This window comes from Cutibacterium equinum (assembly GCF_028021195.1).
In the GTDB taxonomy this organism is placed as follows: domain Bacteria; phylum Actinomycetota; class Actinomycetes; order Propionibacteriales; family Propionibacteriaceae; genus Cutibacterium; species Cutibacterium equinum.
In genome coordinates this window covers 823,146-842,595 of the sequence record NZ_CP115668.1, presented here as the reverse complement: position 1 = coordinate 842,595, position 19,450 = coordinate 823,146, and the positions used below count along the sequence as shown (strand labels likewise).

The 19,450-nt window shown below is 64.3% G+C and carries 20 protein-coding genes and 2 tRNA genes; all 22 read right to left on the bottom strand.

The window, feature by feature from the left end; all coding sequences use genetic code 11:
* Positions 1–97: 97 nt before the first annotated feature.
* Positions 98–173 (bottom strand) — tRNA-Ala (locus tag O6R08_RS03840).
* A 68-nt stretch (positions 174–241) separates the two neighbouring features.
* Positions 242–317: transfer RNA gene (locus tag O6R08_RS03835), tRNA-Ala, on the bottom strand.
* 165 nt (positions 318–482) lie between these two features.
* The gene (locus O6R08_RS03830) at positions 483–1,115 is read right to left on the bottom strand and encodes a histidine phosphatase family protein (protein WP_271418811.1); all 633 of its coding nucleotides are present in this window, start codon (positions 1,113–1,115) and stop codon (positions 483–485) included.
* Complete coding sequence (gene rsfS, locus O6R08_RS03825; protein ID WP_271418810.1) at positions 1,112–1,498, bottom strand: ribosome silencing factor; 387 nt, start codon at positions 1,496–1,498, stop codon at positions 1,112–1,114. Before rsfS ends, O6R08_RS03830 begins: the two co-directional genes overlap by 4 nt.
* On the bottom strand, positions 1,495–2,160 hold the full coding sequence (gene nadD, locus O6R08_RS03820) for a nicotinate-nucleotide adenylyltransferase (RefSeq protein WP_271418809.1): 666 nt from the start codon (positions 2,158–2,160) through the stop codon (positions 1,495–1,497). Before nadD ends, rsfS begins: the two co-directional genes overlap by 4 nt.
* Positions 2,160–2,282: a hypothetical protein gene (locus O6R08_RS03815; protein WP_271418808.1), complete on the bottom strand. Its 123-nt coding sequence runs from the start codon at positions 2,280–2,282 to the stop codon at positions 2,160–2,162. The genes nadD and O6R08_RS03815 overlap by 1 nt, the downstream gene beginning before the upstream one ends.
* 59 nt (positions 2,283–2,341) lie before the next feature.
* Positions 2,342–3,589, bottom strand: a complete 1,248-nt coding sequence (locus tag O6R08_RS03810; RefSeq protein ID WP_271418807.1) for a glutamate-5-semialdehyde dehydrogenase — start codon at positions 3,587–3,589, stop codon at positions 2,342–2,344.
* 52 nt (positions 3,590–3,641) lie between these two features.
* Complete coding sequence (gene proB, locus O6R08_RS03805) at positions 3,642–4,775, bottom strand: glutamate 5-kinase (RefSeq protein WP_271418806.1); 1,134 nt, start codon at positions 4,773–4,775, stop codon at positions 3,642–3,644.
* On the bottom strand, positions 4,768–6,285 hold the full coding sequence (obgE, locus tag O6R08_RS03800) for a GTPase ObgE (protein WP_271418805.1): 1,518 nt from the start codon (positions 6,283–6,285) through the stop codon (positions 4,768–4,770). Before obgE ends, proB begins: the two co-directional genes overlap by 8 nt.
* A gap of 102 nt (positions 6,286–6,387) precedes the next feature.
* Positions 6,388–8,178 (bottom strand): MDR family MFS transporter, encoded by a 1,791-nt coding sequence (locus tag O6R08_RS03795; RefSeq protein WP_271418804.1) that lies wholly within the window; start codon positions 8,176–8,178, stop codon positions 6,388–6,390.
* A gap of 74 nt (positions 8,179–8,252) precedes the next feature.
* Entirely contained in the window at positions 8,253–8,864 is a 612-nt protein-coding gene (locus O6R08_RS03790; RefSeq protein ID WP_271418803.1) for a TetR/AcrR family transcriptional regulator, read from the bottom strand.
* A 100-nt stretch (positions 8,865–8,964) separates the two neighbouring features.
* Positions 8,965–9,633 (bottom strand): hypothetical protein, encoded by a 669-nt coding sequence (locus O6R08_RS03785; protein ID WP_408640131.1) that lies wholly within the window; start codon positions 9,631–9,633, stop codon positions 8,965–8,967.
* 217 nt (positions 9,634–9,850) lie between these two features.
* Entirely contained in the window at positions 9,851–10,120 is a 270-nt protein-coding gene (gene rpmA, locus O6R08_RS03780; protein ID WP_271418802.1) for a 50S ribosomal protein L27, read from the bottom strand.
* 11 nt (positions 10,121–10,131) lie between these two features.
* On the bottom strand, positions 10,132–10,440 hold the full coding sequence (gene rplU, locus O6R08_RS03775; protein ID WP_271418801.1) for a 50S ribosomal protein L21: 309 nt from the start codon (positions 10,438–10,440) through the stop codon (positions 10,132–10,134).
* 158 nt (positions 10,441–10,598) lie between these two features.
* Positions 10,599–13,202, bottom strand: coding sequence for an Rne/Rng family ribonuclease (locus O6R08_RS03770; RefSeq protein WP_333907916.1), 2,604 nt, complete (start codon positions 13,200–13,202; stop codon positions 10,599–10,601).
* Positions 13,203–13,687: 485 nt separating this feature from the next.
* The gene (locus O6R08_RS03765) at positions 13,688–14,428 is read right to left on the bottom strand and encodes a TIGR03936 family radical SAM-associated protein (protein ID WP_271418799.1); all 741 of its coding nucleotides are present in this window, start codon (positions 14,426–14,428) and stop codon (positions 13,688–13,690) included.
* 2 nt (positions 14,429–14,430) lie between these two features.
* A complete protein-coding gene (locus tag O6R08_RS03760; RefSeq protein ID WP_271418798.1) occupies positions 14,431–16,383 on the bottom strand; it encodes a TIGR03960 family B12-binding radical SAM protein in 1,953 nt (650 codons plus the stop codon).
* A 43-nt stretch (positions 16,384–16,426) separates the two neighbouring features.
* Positions 16,427–16,843, bottom strand: coding sequence for a nucleoside-diphosphate kinase (ndk, locus tag O6R08_RS03755; protein ID WP_271418797.1), 417 nt, complete (start codon positions 16,841–16,843; stop codon positions 16,427–16,429).
* 32 nt (positions 16,844–16,875) lie between these two features.
* Positions 16,876–17,256 carry a DUF4233 domain-containing protein gene (locus tag O6R08_RS03750; RefSeq protein ID WP_408640130.1) on the bottom strand — a complete coding sequence of 127 codons (381 nt, stop codon included), beginning with the start codon at positions 17,254–17,256 and terminating at the stop codon, positions 16,876–16,878.
* Between the two features lie 2 nt (positions 17,257–17,258).
* Entirely contained in the window at positions 17,259–18,716 is a 1,458-nt protein-coding gene (locus O6R08_RS03745; protein ID WP_271418795.1) for a bifunctional folylpolyglutamate synthase/dihydrofolate synthase, read from the bottom strand.
* Positions 18,713–19,021 (bottom strand): RNA polymerase-binding protein RbpA, encoded by a 309-nt coding sequence (locus tag O6R08_RS03740; protein ID WP_271419223.1) that lies wholly within the window; start codon positions 19,019–19,021, stop codon positions 18,713–18,715. The genes O6R08_RS03745 and O6R08_RS03740 overlap by 4 nt, the downstream gene beginning before the upstream one ends.
* Before the next feature lie 160 nt (positions 19,022–19,181).
* Positions 19,182–19,424 carry a preprotein translocase subunit SecG gene (gene secG, locus O6R08_RS03735; protein ID WP_271419222.1) on the bottom strand — a complete coding sequence of 81 codons (243 nt, stop codon included), beginning with the start codon at positions 19,422–19,424 and terminating at the stop codon, positions 19,182–19,184.
* Positions 19,425–19,450: the final 26 nt, after the last annotated feature.

Below are 19,450 nucleotides of genomic sequence, written 5' to 3'. Positions count from 1 at the left end.
TCCACGCGGCCGACCCATGAAAGCCCCGCGAGCACGAATACCGCTGGAGTAACAAAACGTCCACCCCGATACGTCGTATCTGGGTGGACGTCCTAGATGGTGGAGCATAGGGGATTCGAACCCCTGACCTCTTCCATGCCATGGAAGCGCGCTACCAACTGCGCCAATGCCCCGCAGGAACCTTGTCAGGCCTTGGACACGATCCTTCGTCGCAGCACTCACCACACCGAAACATCGGGTCTGGTGGAGCATAGGGGATTCGAACCCCTGACCTCTTCCATGCCATGGAAGCGCGCTACCAACTGCGCCAATGCCCCGAAAACAGCCCCTCGTCAGGGCTGGCTCCTTCGTTCACCCGACGGTCCGGGCGACCCGCCAAACACTACCGGACCTGACCCGGTTACGCCAACTCAAACCTCGCCACAGACCCGCAGGCGCGCCATAACACCGCCTCGGCCACCCAGAGACCGCCGACAACACCCTCACATCAGGGTGGCGTTGTAGGTCCGCAACCTCCACCGATCGTCCATTCCGCGTCGGTCAGCCTCACCGGCCCCGATCCGGTCCAGCACAGTCCACGAGCAATTCCCCAGCCCGCCGAACCGAAGGAACTCCGGATACCCACCGCCGAGCAGCCTCACCACGCCAGCCCGCAGAGCAAACCCATGGGCCACCAGGCACACCGTCTCCCCCGTGTGCTCGCCCACGGCATCCTTGATCGCCGCCGTCACCCTCTGGGCAACCTCAGCGGTCGTCTCACCGTCAGAGCGGCGAAAATCCTCACCAGAAGCCATCAGACTCGTGTACTCGGGGTCGTTACGATGCAGATCGGCCACGGTCTGGCCCGCCCACTGACCGACATCGACCTCCTTGAGCCGATCATCGAAAGCGACCTCGAGACCGGCGGCACGCCCAATCGTCTCGGCCGTCACCCTGGCACGCACCAACGGCGACGACACGATCGCCACCGGATTCATCGCGGCAACAACAGGGGCAACGGCCTGCGCCTGGGCCGTCCCCACCGCCGACAGCGGAATGTCCCACTGCCCCTGCAGGCGTCCCTCAGCATTGAACTGCGTCTCGCCGTGGCGAACCAGGACGATCCGCGTCGTCACATCTGGTCCCAGTCGAGCTGCTCCTCAGGTATCTGCAGATCGACAGCCGGGCAGTCCTTCCACAACCTCTCCAAGGAGTACAGCTCACGCTCCTCCTGGTGCTGCACATGCACCACGATGTCGACATAGTCGAGCAGCACCCAACGATTCTCCCGCTCACCCTCGCGGCGGGCACGATGAGCCTTGTTCTCGTGCATGGCCTTGTCAACAGCGTCGACCACGGCCGAGACCTGACGCTCACTGGCCGCAGAGACGATGACGAAAATGTCCGTGATGGCCAGATGCTCCGAGACGTCGAGGGCAACGATGTCGAAACCCTTCTTGTCGAGGGCGGCGTGTGCCGCCACACGGGCGAGCTCGATGGCCTGGTCAGTGGCGCTCAATGATCCTCCGGATTCGTGGTGATGTTGTCGCGGTAGAGACCGCGTTTGTTGATGTACTGCACGATGCCGTCCGGCACGAGGTACCAGATCGGCATGTTCTCCCCGACACGCTGACGGCAGTCCGTGGAGGAAATGGCCATCGCCGGTACCTCGAGAAGAGTGACCTTCTCAGCGGGCAGATGAGAAATGTCCTTGGCCCCCAACGGCACCCCGGGACGCGACACCCCGATGAAGTGCGCCAGATCGAACAGCTCCTCAGCCCCACGCCAGGACAAGATGTGGCTCAGTGCATCGGCACCGGTGATGAAGAACAGGTCAACGTCACTGCCACGCTCCCGACGCAAATCCTTGAGGGTATCGACAGTGTAGGTGTCTCCCCGACGATCGATGTCGACCCGCGACACCGAGAACGACGGATTCGACGCCGTCGCAATCACCGTCATGAGGTAACGATCCTCAGCCTGCGAGACCTTGCGTCCCTTCTTCTGCCACGGCACCCCCGTGGGCACGAAGACGACCTCGTCGAGATCGAACCTGGCCGCAACCTCCGAAGCTGCCACGAGGTGGCCATGATGAATGGGGTCAAAGGTGCCACCCATCACCCCGAGCCGGTAACGACGTCCGTTGTGGACTCGCGCCAGCCCCAACTCAACACTGGGCATCAGGAATGCGGCCGACCCTTGCCGACGCCACGGACAATGCCCAGGGCGATCAACAGCACCAGCAGTGTCACGCCACCGCCAACCAGGGCTGAGGACTCCACAAGAAGAGGAACCATGCTCATGGCGCCTCAGCCTATCCCACAATCACGGCGCAACAACCGTGGAACAGCCAAGGTCGGCCTCACGGGCGGGTCTGACCGTCTCCCCGCAGGACGTAGGTCGTCGTCGTCATCTCCTGCAAACCCATCGGCCCCCGGGCGTGGAGCTTCTGGGTGGAAATGCCGATCTCAGCACCAAATCCGAACTGGCCACCGTCAACGAACCGGCTGGAACAGTTCACCAACACCGCCGCAGCATCGACACTGGAGATGAAGAACTCCTGCGAAGCCATCGACCTGGTGACAATCGTCTCCGAGTGGCCCGTACCGTGCTTGGCGATGTGGTCAACGGCCTGCGCCAGGTCATCGACGATGCGCAACGCAAGGTCCAGGGACAGGTATTCCTCGTCGTACTCGTCGGGGCCAGCCGGCACGATGCGCGGATCCAGCCGGACGGCGTCCTCGTCGCCATGCACCGTCACTGCCCGCTCATTCATGGCATCAACCAGGCGTGGCACCACGACCTCCGCGATTCCCCGATGCACCAACACCGTCTCGACGGCATTGCACACACTGGGACGCTGGGTCTTGGCATTGACGGCGATGTCGATCGCCATCTCCACGTCGGCACTGACGTCGATGACGAGGTGACAGTTGCCGGTACCGGTCTGGATGACGGGCACCGTCGCCCCGGAAACAACGGCGTTGATGAGTCCGGCCCCACCACGAGGAATGAGCAGGTCAACATGGCCGCGAGCCGTCATGAGCTCGTCAGTGACCTCGTGACCACCCTCGACGAGTTGCACCGCCTCGCCGATCTCCTCGGGCAACCGGGAGCGCATCGCCGCGATGACGGCACGATTGGATTCCAGGGCAGACGAGGAGCCTCGCAGCAGGCAGGCATTGCCGGACTTGAGGCAGATTCCGGCAGCGTCGGAGGTGACATTGGGACGAGCCTCATAGATGATCCCGATGACACCGATCGGCACCCGGACCTGCTCCACCTTGACCCCCAACGGGGTGTGCCAGCCCCGCACGACCTGTCCGACGGGATCGTCAAGAAGGGCGAGCCCCTCCAGGCCGGCCGCCATGGCCTCAATCCGTTCCGGGGTGAGAGTGAGACGGTCGACAAGAGCCTCATCCATCCCGGCATCCCGGCCCCGATCGACATCAGCGCGGTTGGCAGCCAGGATGTCGTCACGGTTCGTGCGCACACCAGCGGCCATGGCCGCCAGCATGTCATCCTTGTCGACTCGACGCAGCCGACGCAACACTGTGGCGGCAGCTCGGGCAGCTATGGCCTGTTCGATGACTCGCGAGCTCATGGCCACATGGTATTCGCCACGGGGGCAACATCACCGTGACGACCACGGCGGCGCTGAGTCACCCGTCGGTGGATCGACGACGGCTCAACACCATGGCGTCGCGATGGATGATCTCCCGAGACGCCGCCGGACCCAGTTCTGCAGCCAGCCACGCACTCGAACGTCCCCTCATCACCCGAACCTCGTCATGGGAGAACTGGGCAATACCGCGACCGACGACCTGACCATCCGGGGCCAGGATCGTCACCGGGTCGCCGGCCTGGAAATCTCCATGAACCTGGGTGACTCCCACCGCCAACAACGAGGAATGCCGGGTGGTGAGCGCTTCGACGGCCCCCTCGTCAATGACGATCTGGCCCTGCGGGGTGGCGGCGTCGGCCAGCCACAACAGGCGCCGGGACCGCCGCGTCGCCATCGGTGGGAAGTAGGTGCCCACGGCTGCCCCACCCAGAGCACCACGGGCGTGCGCAGCCGATGCGAGTACCACGGGAATCCCGGCACAGGTGGCGATGCGGGCAGCTTCCAGTTTCGTCGTCATGCCCCCGGTTCCGACTGCCGATCCGGCCTTGTCGGTGTCGACCTCCAGAGCGTCAAGGTCCTCGACGACGTCGAGACGACGGGCATCCGGGGAATCCGGGTGAGTGGTGTAGAGGGCGTCGACGTCGGAGAGCAGCACAAGGGCCTGTGCTCGCACCAACTCAGCCACTAAAGCAGCCAGCCGGTCGTTGTCGCCGAATGTGATCTCCCCGGTGGCGACGGTGTCGTTCTCGTTGATGATCGGCACGACCCCCAGCCCGAGCAGGGTGTCGAGGGTCGACCAGGCATTGCGGTATGACGTGGGCCGCACCAGGTCATTGACGGTCAGCAATACCTGCCCCACCCGCAGACCGTGAGCCGCAAACCTCGACGTGTAGTGGGCCAGCAAGATCCCCTGCCCCACCGAGGCCGCTGCCTGCTGGCCGGCCAAGGTCTGTGGCCTATGGGTCATCCCCATCGCCGGAAATCCCGTGGCAATGGCCCCGGAACTCACCAGAACGACACGTTTTCCGTCCGCAATGACCTCGCCAAGCACGTCAACGAGCTCGTCAACGCGGCGAACATCGATCCCGCCCCCTGGCAGGGTCAACGACGATGATCCGACCTTGACCACGACAGTGGCGGCCTCACGAATGGCGCGGCGGTGATCAGTCACGGCCCTCGAACCACTCATCCTCGGCGACACGAGCACGCCACGACTCGCCCCTCGGATCGCGACCAACCTGGCCGTATTCCTCACGGGCACGGTGATACTCGCGATCCATCTCGCGACGACGAGTGGCCGAAGGACGCTCAGTCTCCAGACGCTGATCCTCACCACGGCGAGACAACAGCTCGGCACCCGACTCGATCTGCGGGGCGAAGTCGAAGATGACGGCGTCCTCGCCACCCACGGCCACGGCGTCACCGGCAATGGCTCCCATCGCCAGCAGCTCCTCCTCGACACCCAGGCTGTTGAGGCGATCCGACAGATAGCCGACGGCTTCGGGGTTGTTGAAATCAGTCTGGGCAACCCAGCGGGCCGGCTTGTCACCGGTCACACGCCACAGGAAGCCGCCCTCGTCGTCAGACTGGCGCTTGATGGAGAAGGCCGGACCCTCCTGCCTGGGCTTGGGACGAATGACGATGCGCTCCGGCGCAGGCTCAGGCTCATTCTCCCGAGCCTTCTCCACCAACTCGGCCATGGCGAACTTGAGAGAGTTAAGCCCCTCCCCCGACTTCGTCGAGACACGGAACACCGGCCAGCCACGCTTGGCGACGTCGTCGAAGACCATGTCGGCCAGCTCAGCGGCGTCCGGGACGTCAACCTTGTTGAGCACCACCAGACGCGGACGATCCTCCAGACCACCGTGGGCAGCGAGCTCCCCCTCGATGACGTCCAGGTCGGTGACCGGATCACGACCCGGCTCGTAGGTGGCACAGTCGATGACGTGGACGATGGCCCGGCAGCGCTCAATATGGCGCAAGAAGTCGAATCCCAGCCCCTTGCCCAGTGACGCCCCCGGGATGAGGCCGGGCACATCGGCGACGGTGTACGTCGTCTCCCCCGCCACGACCACGCCAAGATTGGGCACCAGGGTTGTGAAGGGGTAATCGGCAATTTTCGGCTTGGCCCGCGAGATTGCCGCGATGAGGCTGGACTTTCCGGCCGACGGGAATCCCACCAGACCGATGTCGGCGACGACCTTGAGCTCCAGCAGAACCTTGCGCTCCTCTCCGGCCTCCCCGAGAAGCGCGAAGCCGGGGGCCTTGCGCGCGGAGTTGGCCAGGGCGGCATTGCCCAGGCCACCACGACCACCGGCGGCGACGACGAGCTCGGACCCGGCCCCGACGAGGTCGCCCAGCAGCTCGCCGGTGTCGGCGTCGGAGACGACTGTGCCCTCGGGAACCCCGAGGATGATGTCGGAGCCATTGGCCCCGGCCTGGTTGTCACCGCGTCCGGGCTCACCGTTGGTGGCCTTTCGGGTGGACTGCCAGTGATAGTCAACCAGGGTCGTCACCTGAGGGTCGACGCGCAGAATCACCGACCCGCCATGACCACCATTGCCACCATCGGGGCCACCCAACGGCTTGAACTTCTCACGCTTGACGGAGGCGCAGCCGTGTCCCCCCTTGCCCGCCACGGCGGTCAGCGTCGCGCGGTCGACGAAGGACGGGATGGCCATGTTCTGCTCCTCGAAGATGGGATCGGGCCGTCTGGCCCAGGGTGGATCACAAGTCTAGACGCCGGGACGCGCCACCCCTTCCAGGTGGCGCGTCCCGAACTGTCAGGCCTGTGCTGGTCGTTCCGGTCCAGCAGCTCGACGCGGCGGAGCTCCTTCAACCTTCACGGCATCTGCAGTATGCCGTGGCGTACCGGAGGGCTCGTCCCTCTCCGAGCCGTCCGGAGCCTCAGCGTGGGCGTCCTGGGAAGGAATCTCCACGGCGTCACCGGAGGCTGCCAAAGTCTCCTGAGAAGTTCTCTCCCTGGACTCAGACGCGGCGCGCATCTGGATACCAGTGTGGTGGGACAGCGGCACGTCCTTGAGGAGGAAGGCCAGCAGACCTGCTACAGCAACCATCGGGGCCATCCACAGGAACAGCGGAGTCAGGGAGTTGACGTAGGCCTGGACGATACCGTCCCGAATGGCGTCAGGCATCTGATTGACGGCACCCGGGGTCAGCGAGGCTGCGGCGTGGCTGTGCGAGCTCATCGAGCCCAGCGCCTTGAGAACGGTCGGATCCTTGCTGGTGGCCAGGGAGGTGAACAGGTCCGTGACACGATTGGTCAGGCGGGTGGTGAAGGCCACGCCGATAAGAGAAGAGCCCAGGCACACACCGATCTGACGGAAGAAGTTGTTGTGGCTGGTGGCCGTTCCCAGCAGGGTTGGGCGGACGTCGTTCTGGACCGCCATGACGAGCAGCTGGAAGAACATACCCATGCCCAGACCGAGGACGAAGGTGTCGCCCATGATCCGCCAGACCGGGGAGTCCTGGTTCAGGGTCGACATCAGCGTCATGCCACCGGCAGCGACGATCGGGCCGATGATGATGAAGATGCGGTAACGACCTATCCGGGAGGTCAATAGACCAGTCACCGTCGAGGCCAACAGAATACCGATCGTCATGGGGATGAGCAGTAGACCAGACACCGTGGCCGAGTAGCCGTAGGTCATCTGCATGTAGGTCGGCAGATAGGCCAGCACACCGAACATGGCGCCCATGGCGAGCATTCCGATGATCGTCGAGACGACGAAGGTGCGGTTGTGGAACAGCTCCAGCGGCAGCACCGGATCCTCGACCCGACACTCGACGACGGGCAGCACAGCCCACGCCACGACCGCGACGACGCCCAGGCCGATGATCTGCCAGGACAGCCAGTGGTACTGGGAACCGCCCCAGGTGGCCACCAGCACGATGGCCACGGCGCCGACGTCCATAAGGGTCAGACCTAGCCAGTCAATCTTCGTCGTCAGCTCATGCTTGGGTAGCTTGAGGGCGAAGAGGCAGGCCACCCAGGCCACGACACCCAGCGGCAGATTGATCCAGAACACCCAGCGCCAGGAGATCGAGTCGGTGAGCCAGCCGCCCAGCAGCGGGCCGAGCACCGAGGACACACCGAACATCGCGCCCATCGGCGCCATGTAGGCGGCACGAACGCGCGGTGGGATGAGGTCGCCGGTGATGGCCTGGGACAAGATCATGAGGCCACCGCCACCCAGGCCCTGGATGAAGCGGAAGAAAATGAAGGTGATCATGGTGCCGGCGGTGCCGCACAGGGCAGACCCCAGCAGAAACAGACCAATGGCGATGAGGTAGAGGGCCTTACGACCGATGAGGTCGGAGAGACGGCCATACAGCGGCATACCGACGGTGATGGCCAGGGTGTACGCGGTGATGACCCACGCCATGTGCTCGACGCCGGACAGGTCACCGACAATGGTCGGCAGAGCGGTGGCGACGATCGTCTGGTCCAGGGAGGACAGGAACATCACCATCATGAGGCAGAGATAGACAACCCAGAATCGGCGGTCTGGTTTGAACTTGGCAGCCTCAGGAGCGGCAGCAGTTGCAGACATGTCACAGCTTTCTGATGTTGGATGGGAAATGTGGGGCGCGTTGTCGCGCAGGTTGTGACGAGTCAGCTCGCTGCTCACGTCGTCAAGACCGACACCTGATCGCCGGCCAATTCCGCAGACAGCCTGACCCAGACATCGACGACCCGGTCAAAGGTGCCGACCACCTCGGCAGAACTGGCCCCAGGACGGACCATGGCCGCTTGGAAGACTGAGCGCTCCATCGCCTGGATGGTGCCCACGAGGGCAAGGACTTCCAGAGAGTCCTCGGAGCGGCCGATTCGGCGAGCAGCTGCCGCCATGAGGGCAGCGCGTTGACAGTCAACGGACTCCTTGAGGGCCATCCGAAGCTCGGTGCTCTCCCTGCTGATTCTCATGAGCTCTCGCAGATCGTCGAGGTCGACGTCGAAGCTTCGCCACCTGGCATCGAGCAGGGTGCGAATGGCATCGGCCAGTGACGTCGAGGTGTCCGTCGCGAAGGTCTCGAGGGCCTCCTCCGAGTGGGCGACCACCGGAGGCAGATAGACGTCGTACTTGGACGGGAAGTGGTTGAACACGGTTCGTCGCGACACCCCAGCACGCTCGGCAATGTCGTCGACTGTGACCTCGTCCACCGGCTTCTCGACCGCCAATTCCATTGCAGCACGGCGAATGACGCCCTGAGTGCGGATTGCTGTTGGTGAAGTCACACTCACAATTTTGCACTAAGTGCAGTGTCTGCATCAAGTGCAGAACCTGCACTCAGTACACAAAGGGTCACGCCCTCGGTGAACGATGGCGTGAGAAGGTTCACCGGAAGGCGTGCCAGGCAGCTTTGAGATAGGGCCAGGCCCGTTGGGCTGACTCCCGCCACTGCTCGAGCGAGCCGGTGGCCCGATGCACCCAGGATCCGGCTTCCTGACCGACCGATGGCGCCAACCACAGCACCCCGACGACAACCGTGAACACACTCACGACGAGGGCCACTGTGACCATGCGAGTCCACATCCCTCGACGTTGACGAGCTCCCGAGACATTGTCGCGGGTCCGGGAGAACCATCTGGTGAAGAAGGCACCGCCCAGAGCGATGACGAGGCTGGTGACGGCAGCGCCGATCATCGTCCCGCCGATTCCCAGGCCTCCCACGACTCCGGTCGCAACGGCCGAGGCGCAGGCACCAGCCGCCACCTCATAGGGTCGAGGCCACCGGTGACAGGGCTCGGCCTTCTGCGCGGGTGCCGCTTCGGCAGCCCGAGGGTTGTGAGACTCAGCTGCGGCGGGCCGAGAGGAACAAATCGGTGCCAGCGGCGCGGTAATCCTGGGCATCGACCCCGTCGACACCAAGGTCGGCGCGTCCGACCCCGGCTCGATCCGGTACAGCCACCTCTCGTCCTCGCTGAATATCCGATCACCCACGGTTCTCTGATCTCCCATCGTCACAGGGTCGATCACGACCAAGTTTTGAGAGTAGGTCGCCATTTCGTCACTTCCAGCGATCGCGGCACAGTCGCGACCACGGTCGCTGCGAGGATCCGACGACAGTCGCAATCCCCGGCATAATTCTCAGGTTCCGCCAAGTCGCGGGCACACAAATGCTCAGGTACCGAATTCCCGATTCCGCTCAGATCGATCCCCCAGACGCAGATCGGCCCCCACCTCAAGGGCGGGGGCCGACCACTACGTGTGTCGTGGGGACTCAGGCCTCGACCGGAGCCTCGACAGGGGTCACGTTGACAACCTTGCGGCCGCGACGGGTGCCGAACTCGACATTGCCGTCACGCAGCGCGAAGAGGGTGTCATCGCCACCACGGCCAACCCCATCACCGGGATGGAAGTGAGTGCCGCGCTGACGCACGATGATCTCGCCAGCATTGACGAGCTGACCGCCGAAACGCTTCACGCCGAGACGCTGAGCGTTGGAATCACGACCGTTGCGCGAAGAGGACGCGCCCTTCTTGTGTGCCATGTCTGTCTACCTCAGCCTTCGATTCCGGTGACCTTGACCTGGGTGTACTTCTGACGGTGCCCCTGGCGCTTCTTGTAGCCGGTCTTGTTCTTGTACTTGAGGATGCGGATCTTCGGGCCCTTGGTCTCGCCGAGAACCTCAGCAGTGACCTTGACCTTTCCGAGCGCGTCCTTGTCGGAGGTGACGGACTGGCCATCAACCACGAGGAGCGGGGTCAGCTCGATGCTGCTGCCCGCCTCGTCGGCGACCTTGTCGATCTCGACGACGTCACCCACTGCCACCTTGTGCTGGCGGCCGCCACTACGCACGATCGCGTACACGCCTGACCTACTCTCGTTCTTGTCGTACATTTCCGGGGGCCGGAACCAACGGCCCCGGACAAACCTGACCGACGCCTCACGTCGGACCGGCTGCCTACTCTACATTTTCTGTGGCGGACGGTCAAAACGACCATCCACCGCCCTCATGGGGTCCGTCCTCACGCGGACTGGGACTTGCCCGAGGAACCCTTGCGGCCACGCCCCCGGCCCTTGGAACGCTCGCCACCATCAGCCGGAGCCTGGGAATCCACCGGCTTGTCGAAGCGATGGTAGCCGCGGCCACCACAGGCCTCGCACTCCTCGGTGAAGGCCTCGGCCAAACCGGTGCCGATCTTCTTACGAGTCATCTGCACCAGACCCAGCGAAGTCACCTCAGCAACCTGATGGCGGGTGCGATCCCGTCCCAGGCACTCGGTGAGACGACGCACCAGAAGCTCACGGTTGGTCGGCAACACCATGTCGATGAAGTCGATGACGATGATGCCTCCGATGTCGCGCAGCCGCAACTGACGCACGATCTCCTCAGCGGCCTCCAAGTTGTTGGCCGTCACCGTGGCCTCGAGGTTGCCGGCAGACCCGGTGAACTTGCCAGTATTGACGTCAATGACCGTCATGGCCTCAGTACGGTCGATGACCAGCGACCCACCCGAGGGCAGGTACACCTTGCGCTCCAGAGCCTTGGCGATCTGCTCGTCGATGCGATACTCGGCGAAGGGATCCTTGTCAGCGTCCTCCCAATGAGTCAGCCGCGAGGCCATCTCCGGGGCGACGTGATCGACATAGGCCTTGATGGTGTCGTAAGCGTCGTCAGGTCCACCGTTGCCGGCGATCACGAGGTCGGAGAAGTCAGCGGTGAACAAGTCGCGAATGATGCGCACCGTCAGGTCGGGCTCGGAGTACAGCAGCAGGGGGGCCTTGCTCGTGCTGGCCTTACGCTCGATGACCTCCCACTGAGCCTTGAGACGATTGATGTCGCGGACCAGATCCTCCTCGGTGGCCCCTTCGGCGGCCGTACGCACGATGACGGAGGCATCCGAGGGGATGGCGTCCTCAACGATCTTCTTGAGACGCTTGCGCTCGGAGTCAGCCAGCTTGCGGGAGATCCCCGAGAGGTGGCCACCGGGCGAGTAGACGACGAAACGTCCGGGCACCGAGATGTGACTGGTCAGACGAGCACCCTTGGCACCCACCGGGTCCTTGGTGACCTGCACCAAAACCTGGTCCCCAGACTTCAGGGCATGCTCAATGCGCTTGTCCTCGCCCTCCGTGCCGTACTTGTCCCAGTCGACCTCGCCAGCGTAGAGCACGGCGTTACGGCCACGACCGATGTCGATGAACGCGGCCTCCATCGAGGGCAGGACATTCTGGACCTTGCCCAGGTAGATGTTGCCGATCGAGGACGTGGCCGAGGCACGGTCCACGTAGTGCTCGACGAGAACGCCATCCTCCAGCACCGCAAGCTGGGAGTACTCCTCGGACTGACGGACGATCATCTTGCGGTCCACCGACTCGCGGCGGGCCAAGAACTCCGCGTCGGTGATGACAGCGCTGCGACGCCGACCGGCGGCACGTCCCTCACGGCGACGCTGCTTCTTGGCCTCCATACGGGTCGAGCCCTCGATACCGGTGACCTCGTCAGCCAGCGACTGACGCGAGCGCGGCTCACGAACCTTGATGACGACCTCGCTGGGGTCGTCGTCAGCACCGCTGATGTCCTCACCGCGACGACGGCGGCGACGACGACGGCGATGGGTGGCATCCGAATTGCCGAGCTCCGAGGCACTCTCAGAGCTGTTGTCCGAGTTGCCGTCAGCGTCGTCACCGTTGTCCGACTCGTCGGTCGACGAGCTGTCCTCGATGTCCTCGCTGCGACGGCGACGACGTCCTCCCCGACGACGGCGACGACGATTCTGGCCGTCCTCCTCGGAGGTGTTGTCCTCGACCTCGGACGTGGTCTCCTCCTCGAGCGACTCAGCGATCGTCTCGTCGGAGGTCTCCCTCTTCTTGCCAGACTTGCGGCCCTTGGCCTCGCCCTTGTCCTTGTCAGGCTCGACCTCGCCCACCTGCTCGATGTTCTCGGAGGTCTCGTCGGTGCGGCGCCCGGCCTCGGAAGGACGAGTGGCGCGACAACGACGCTTCTTGGGCATCGCAGCCTCTCCCCCGCCAATCTCGGCAGCCAAGGAATCGAGGATGTCGCTGGTCGAACGATCCTCGCCGTCCTTGAGCCCGAAGGGGTTGGCCAGGGCTCCCTCAACCTTGTGGCTGCGGGTCTGAGCCTTGGCCTTGGCCAGGGCAGCATTGATGGGATCGTCGTCAGTGCCCTTGTCGGTGTCCGCCTTGTCGACGGTGACATCCTCGGAATTGGCGGTGATCGCGGAGGAACGACGACGGGTGGCGCGGCGATGCTGGGAGGTTCCACGCTCGGCATCGACGGAGGGAGTGGTCTCCGACGCCCCCCGACGGGTGGTGCGGGCCGGGGTCTCCTCGCTCGTCTCGGCGGCAGTGCGGGTGCTCCTCGTCCTCGTCCGGGTGGACGTGGAGGCAGAGTCGCCGGTGCGGCGGGTGCGGGTGCGGCGCGGCTTGTCGGTCTGGGCAGTCGTGGTCTCCTCGCCCGTCGACCCGGCAGTCGTGGGTTCCTCTGACGTCGGAGCAGCGGACTTCGGAGCAGCGGACTTCGAGGCCGGGGTCTCAGCCTTGCTCGGCTGCGTCGTGGGCTCCTCGACCGTGGTCTGCGCCTTGGCGGCCTTGCGGCGACGTCCCATCGGAGGGCGCGGCAGGTCGGAAGCCTGCGCATCAGAGGTGATGACGGAGCTGCCGGTACCGGCTGCGGTGATCGTCACCGGGGCGCTGGGGGCCTCGACCTGGGCAGGAGCCCCGGCCGGACGCGATGCGGCCCTACGGCGTCGAGTAGTGGGAATCTCAGCAGTGGAATTCTCGTCGGAATTCAATGTGGTGTTGTCAGTCGTGTCGAGCACTGTGCTCTCCTTGGCCTTTCGGCACGGTCCATGCCCACCCCGGTGCGGCGTCTACGGAAAACCTTCCGCAGACGTGTTCCAACGCCTCGCGCTGTACTGACGGCGTCACTGCCCGGAATGGGACAAAAGCTTGCGGTGAGCCCTCGAGTCCCCCGCGGTCGCCTCTCGGCGTCGCGGTATGAACCGTCGAGTGGGGTGGCACCCCGTTCACCTGAGCCCCAGTATGTCACGTCACCGGAACCGATGCCAGAAACCGCACCGTGACCAAGGGGTCACCACACCGTCGCAATCTCCCCGGTGAACGGGTCAGCCAAACCCGTCGACACCCCGCTGGCATCCTCCTGACAAGTCCCTTGGGCGAGCCGCGTCACCCGAGACGCCTCGACGTCGAGGGCGGGGCACGTCTGGGCCAGGGCACGCAACACGTCATCGGGACCAACCGGGGGCTTGACATGACGCAGCATGAGAAGCAGCTTCCCGTCAGCGGCATCCAGGCCGATGAGGGCGGCACGCACGTCAAGGGGGCGCAGACCAGACTCCGTCATACGCTCCACCTCGACGGTCTGGGCAGCCATGACGGCCTCCACTGCTTCGTCCAGCCCTGCCACCTCGCCAGCAGGTTCGATGAGCCAGGCCGACGCACTCAGCACGTCGGCAAGGTCAGTGCGATCAGCCTCAATGGCCTCCAGAATGTCCATCCCGGATGGCATCTCGGCAGCCAACACCGCCACAACCTTGTCCGGGTCGCAGACCTCAGTCAGCGCCACCTCGAGGTATTCGGCCTCTGAGGCCGCCCCGGTGGCTGCGGCGTGCGCATGGCAGAGTCGTGGGCGCGGGACGGATTCCGACGAGTACGCCACAGGGATCTGGGCGCGATTGACAGCGAGCTCGAAGGTACGGGCGACATCGCGATGCGATGCGAACCGTGCCGTACCGCGCTTGGCATAGCGTATCCACAACCTCTGCTTGGCAGGTGTGTGGTTGTCGGGATGATCTTGGGTGCGCTCAGACATCGTCACGACTCCATCACCGCAGCGAGATCAGGCTTGATCGGGGTCAGTGGGATCAGAGATTTCCCTGACGGACCCACCTGGATTTCAGTACCCATACTCGGGCACACCCCGCAGTTGTAGCAAGGCCCCCGGAGGCAGTCGCTGACCGTTTCCTCATTCAGAGCGGCTTGCCAGTCGTTCCACAACCAGTCGCGGTCCAGCCCGGAGTCCAGGTGCTCCCAGGGCAGCACTTCCTCACGATCACGCTCACGAGTGACGAACCAGTCCAGGCTGACTCCCAATGGCTCGAGTTCCCGCTGGCAACAGGCCACCCATCGGTCGTAGGAGAAGTACTCGTCCCACCCGTCGAAGATTCCCCCATCACGCCAGACGGCCTCGACGACCTTGCCAACCCGACGGTCACCGCGCGAGAGCAGCCCTTCGATGACGCCGGGACGTCCATTGCGGTAGAACATGTCGGTGGATCCAGCGAGCTGACCATCCGAGCCGATGGACTCTTGCAGCACCGACAGGCGATGATCGACCTCATCAGCGCTGGCCTGAGCGGCCCACTGGAAAGGCGTGTGCGGCTTCGGGACAAAACCACCGATGTAGATCGTGCAATGAATGTCTTCGCGTCCAGCAGCAGCGCGACCGGCTTCGATGATGCCCGATACCGTGTGGTGGATTTCCAACACGTCTTCGTCGGTCTCAGTCGGCAGGCCGCACATGAAGTACAGCTCGATCTCATGCCAGCCATCGCCACATGCCTTGGCGACCGTACCGACGAGCTCCTCGTCGGACACGTACTTGTTGATGACCCGACGGATCCGCTCCGACCCTCCTTCGGGAGCGAAGGTGAGACCGGAACGGCGTCCATCACGACTCAGCTCATTGGCCGCGTCGATGCTCAAGGCGCCGACGAAAGTGCTCGGCAAGGACAGGGACACATTCGTTCCCTCGTACCGGTCACCCAGCCCCTTGGTGATTTCGGACACCTCGGAGTGTCCGGCTCCCGACAGACCCATCAAGGCAACGTGGTCCAGACCGGTGGCCTGCAGACCGTCATGGACCATCTGGGCGATGGCGTTGATGGATCGCTCACGCAGCGGGCGAGTGACCATGCTTGCCTGGCAGAACCGACCTGGGTGGGTACAGCCGCGAGAGATCTCCACCGGATAGCGCTGTTGGAACGTCTCGGCGACCGGGACGATGGGACGCTTGGGGTACTGCCACTCGTCGAGGTTCATGACGATGCGCTTGGCGACCGTGACAGGAGCCTCCGGACGATTCGGGGCGATCCGGCCAATCGTCGCGTCCTCAAGGTATTCGACGTCGTAGAAGGAGGGCACGTAGACCCCGCCGGTCTGGGCGAGTCTGACCAGGACACCTTCGCGTCCGCCGGGCCGGCCCTCCCGTTTCCAGTCCCGAATGACCTGGGAGATCTCCAGGCACGCCTCCTCGCCGTCACCCAGGACGGCAGCGTCGATGAAATCGGCGACGGGCTCGGGGTTGAAGGCAACGTGACCGCCGATGAGAACGATGGGGTCGTTGTCACCGCGATCGGCCTGATGAACAGGGATGCCGGCCAGGTCGATGGCGTTGAGCATGTTGGTGTAGCCCAACTCCGTCGACAACGAGACCGACAGGACGTCGAAGTCGCGGACTGGCCGATGACCGTCAAGGGTGAACTGGGGAACCCCGGCAGCGCGCATCTGCTGCTCCATGTCCGGCCACACCGAATAGGTGCGCTCGGCCATGATCCAGTCGCGCTCATTGAGCACCTCGTACAGGACGGCCACACCCTGATTGGGCTGGCCGACCTCGTACACGTCGGGGTACATCAGGACCCAGCGGACGTCAGTGTCCTGCCACTCCTTGACGATGCTGTTGCGCTCCCCACCCACGTACCGGATCGGTTTGGTCACTCGATACAGCAGTGGCTCAATCTGATCGAAGAGATCCTTGGTGCTCACGAAGAGCCATCGTAGGCGGTGCGAGCCGGATCACGGACTCAGGTCAGACCAGGTCAGGGAACCAGATGCCAATCTCACGCTGAGCAGACTCCGGGGAGTCGGATGCGTGGACGAGATTGCGGTTGTTGAGGGTGCCGTAATCGCCCCGAATAGTCCCGGGCGCAGCCTCAGCGCAGTCAGTCTTGCCATGCATGGCGCGAATAACTTGGATGGCCTTGCGCCCCTCGAGCACCAGGGCAACCAGCGGCCCGGAGGTGATGAACTCCTCCAAGGGCGGGTAGTAGTCACGTCCGACGTGCTCAGCGTAATGAGTGGATGCGATCTCAGCATCGATCGTGCGCAGCTCCATTGCCCGCACGACAAGGCCCTTGGCTTCGTACCTGCTGATGATTTGGCCGATGAGATGACGCTCAACCGCGTCCGGCTTCAGCAGGACCAAGGTACGTTCCGTGTCAGTCATGGCCCCAACCTATCGCAGCGCGGACCGTGATCTCAGCGGGCCTGGGGGTTTGAGTCAATTCGCCTACCCAGCACGATGATGGACACCCAGATAGCGGCGAAGACGACCCCGACGACGTACATCATCGGGGTGGCCAGACCCAGCAGGATTCCAAAGACCTGCAAGACCCACGCGAGCAGGTAGCCCCAGGTGCGGGGAATGGCGAGAGCGCACAGGATCGACACGGCCATGCCGATACATCCCAGGATGACTGCCAAGGCCACACTGATGCCAGAGACCAGGATCATGCCCGGGATCGTCAGGCCGAAGACGACGACCTCGAAAGCCAGGAAACTCACCACGACCTTCGTCATCGGGTTGCCTGCAGGCAGGGTCAGCATGGTGATTCTTCCAGCACCGGGCTGCCTGGCCATCGTCACCAACCTCCGTCGTCGTCCGTGTCGACGATCACCTCGTCGTCAGGAAGCGGGTCGAGACGCTGGCCCTCCATGGCCTCGATCTGGTCCTCGGACAGGTCGGGGGTCTCGACGATGGCAGTCTGCGCGGCGCCGAGCATGGTGCCGTCGGGACGCAGAATCGCCCTGGCACGACCAGCCAGCACCACCGATCCGGCAACCAACACACCGGCCCCCGGCCCAGAAACGTCCGCAATACGGAAAGCTTCCTCGAGGGCCTCGGGGACGTCGGCAACCCTGGTGAGATGGTCGTCGTCCCAGTGGGCTGACGCCTTCTGTGCCAGCTCGTCGACGCTCAAGGCTCGCGGCAGATCCGGCATCGAGGTGACGACGACGTGACTCACCGAGTCCGCCAACACCGACAACACCCCGTCGATATCCTTGTCAGCCATCGCTGCCACGACCGCAATGAGGGGTTCGACCTCGAAGGACTCGCGCACCGCTGCCATCGCCGAGGTCGCCGCGTGAGGATTGTGGAAGGTGTCGAGAATCACCAGCGGGGAGCGCCGGACGACCTCAAGGCGGGCCGGAGCCTCCACGTCAGCCAACCCCCGCTCGATGATGGCCGGGTTGAGAGGCCCGGTGAGAGCCTCCGCAGCCGCAACAGCCTGGGCAGCATTGTGAGCCATGTGCTCACCAAAGACCGGAAGGAACAACTCCCCCAGCGGCCCGGACGCCGTCTGAAGACGCACCACCTGACCACCGACAGCACTACGGCGGTCCAACAAGCCCCAGTCCGGACCCTCCAGCAGCGGCTTCACGCCGGCGTCGGTGCACTGGGCCAACAAGATGGGGGCGGCCTCCGGCTCCTGGCCCGCGATGACCGGGGTGCATCCGGGCTTGATGATCCCGGCCTTCTCGGCGGCGATCTTGTCAATGGTGCTGCCAAGGATGTGCGTGTGGTCCAGGGCAACGGGGGTGACGACGGCGACCGTTGCGTCGGCGACGTTGGTGGCGTCCCAACGTCCCCCCAGCCCGACCTCGACGACGGCGACGTCAACGGGGGCATCAGCGAAAACGGCGAAGGCCATGGCCGTCATGACCTCGAAGAAGGTCATCTGGATGCCGTCGATGTGCTGATCGTCGACCAAGGCCACCATCGGCTCGATCTGACGCCAGGTCTCGTCGAACAACTCATGGCTGATGGGCTGACCATCAATGCAGATACGCTCGGTGACGTCGACCAGATGCGGGGAGCAGTACCGGCCCACCCGTAGACCGGCAGAACGCAGCAGCGAGTCGACCATGATCGCCGTCGACCCCTTGCCGTTGGTGCCGGCAATCTGGATGACGGGGCAGGCCTGCTGGGGGTTGCCCAGCACATCGAGCAAGGCGCGTTCCCGATCAAGGCCCGGGCCGATGCGGTGCTCGGGCCAACGAGCGGTCAGCTCTGCCACGAGCTGGTCATGGCTGATCAATAGATGACCTCGCCGTCGCGGCGTCGCTGCCGCAGGTTCTCCAGCGCCTCGGCCAGGATGGCAGCGGCTTCGGCCTCACTGCGGCGCTCCTTGACGTAGGCCAGATGGGTCTTGTACGGAACGATCTTCGGCGGGGCAGGCGGATTGGCCTGGTCACGGTTGGCCGGCAGACCACACTTCGGGCAGTCCCAGGTGTCGGGAATCTCTGCCTCGGCCGAGAAAGCCGGGCGGATCACGTGGTGGTTGGCGCAGAAGTACGACACGTACCCGCGAGGGGCAGCCTCGCCGCGCTCTGCCTCTCCCATGGGGCCGGCACCGACGCGACTTCCACGGATGGCACTTCCACCTGACATTCGTTCACTCTCCTCGAGGGGTCACAAAACTGCCTGAGGGCAGCATTCATTAAGGGTCGGGAGGATCGGCTCCCGTAGGGTCCGGCGCAGCACATGGCCACCCGATGACGGCTCAGGAATGGCTGTAGAGCACCAGCAGGGCGATGATGGAGGCCAGCCACAGCAGGCCGATGACGACCGTCAGACGGTCAAGATTCCGCTCAGCCACAGAGGTGCCACCCATCGAGGTCGACACACCTCCACCAAAGAGGTCGGAGAGGCCGCCGCCCTTGCTCTTGTGGAGGAGGACGAAGAGGGTGAGGATGACGCTCAGCACGCACAGGACGATCGACATCGTCAGCACGGGCCATGTCATGAGGGGAGCCGAAATCACGTCGTACA

What these genes read in the sequence shown, in the direction of transcription:
- nadD (WP_271418809.1), bottom strand. Translation starts at nt 2,160, where the DNA reads ATGCCCAGTGTTGAGTTGGGGCTGGCGCGAGTCCACAACGGACGTCGT.
- O6R08_RS03815 (WP_271418808.1), bottom strand. Translation starts at nt 2,282, where the DNA reads ATGAGCATGGTTCCTCTTCTTGTGGAGTCCTCAGCCCTGGTTGGCGGT.
- obgE (WP_271418805.1), bottom strand. Translation starts at nt 6,285, where the DNA reads ATGGCCATCCCGTCCTTCGTCGACCGCGCGACGCTGACCGCCGTGGCG.
- O6R08_RS03795 (WP_271418804.1), bottom strand. Translation starts at nt 8,178, where the DNA reads ATGTCTGCAACTGCTGCCGCTCCTGAGGCTGCCAAGTTCAAACCAGAC.
- O6R08_RS03785 (WP_408640131.1), bottom strand. Translation starts at nt 9,633, where the DNA reads ATGGCGACCTACTCTCAAAACTTGGTCGTGATCGACCCTGTGACGATG.
- rpmA (WP_271418802.1), bottom strand. Translation starts at nt 10,120, where the DNA reads ATGGCACACAAGAAGGGCGCGTCCTCTTCGCGCAACGGTCGTGATTCC.
- O6R08_RS03770 (WP_333907916.1), bottom strand. Translation starts at nt 13,202, where the DNA reads ATGGGACGTCGCCGCAAGGCCGCCAAGGCGCAGACCACGGTCGAGGAG.
- O6R08_RS03765 (WP_271418799.1), bottom strand. Translation starts at nt 14,428, where the DNA reads ATGTCTGAGCGCACCCAAGATCATCCCGACAACCACACACCTGCCAAG.
- ndk (WP_271418797.1), bottom strand. Translation starts at nt 16,843, where the DNA reads ATGACTGACACGGAACGTACCTTGGTCCTGCTGAAGCCGGACGCGGTT.
- O6R08_RS03750 (WP_408640130.1), bottom strand. Translation starts at nt 17,256, where the DNA reads ATGGCCAGGCAGCCCGGTGCTGGAAGAATCACCATGCTGACCCTGCCT.
- O6R08_RS03740 (WP_271419223.1), bottom strand. Translation starts at nt 19,021, where the DNA reads ATGGGAGAGGCAGAGCGCGGCGAGGCTGCCCCTCGCGGGTACGTGTCG.
- secG (WP_271419222.1), bottom strand. Translation starts at nt 19,424, where the DNA reads ATGACATGGCCCGTGCTGACGATGTCGATCGTCCTGTGCGTGCTGAGC.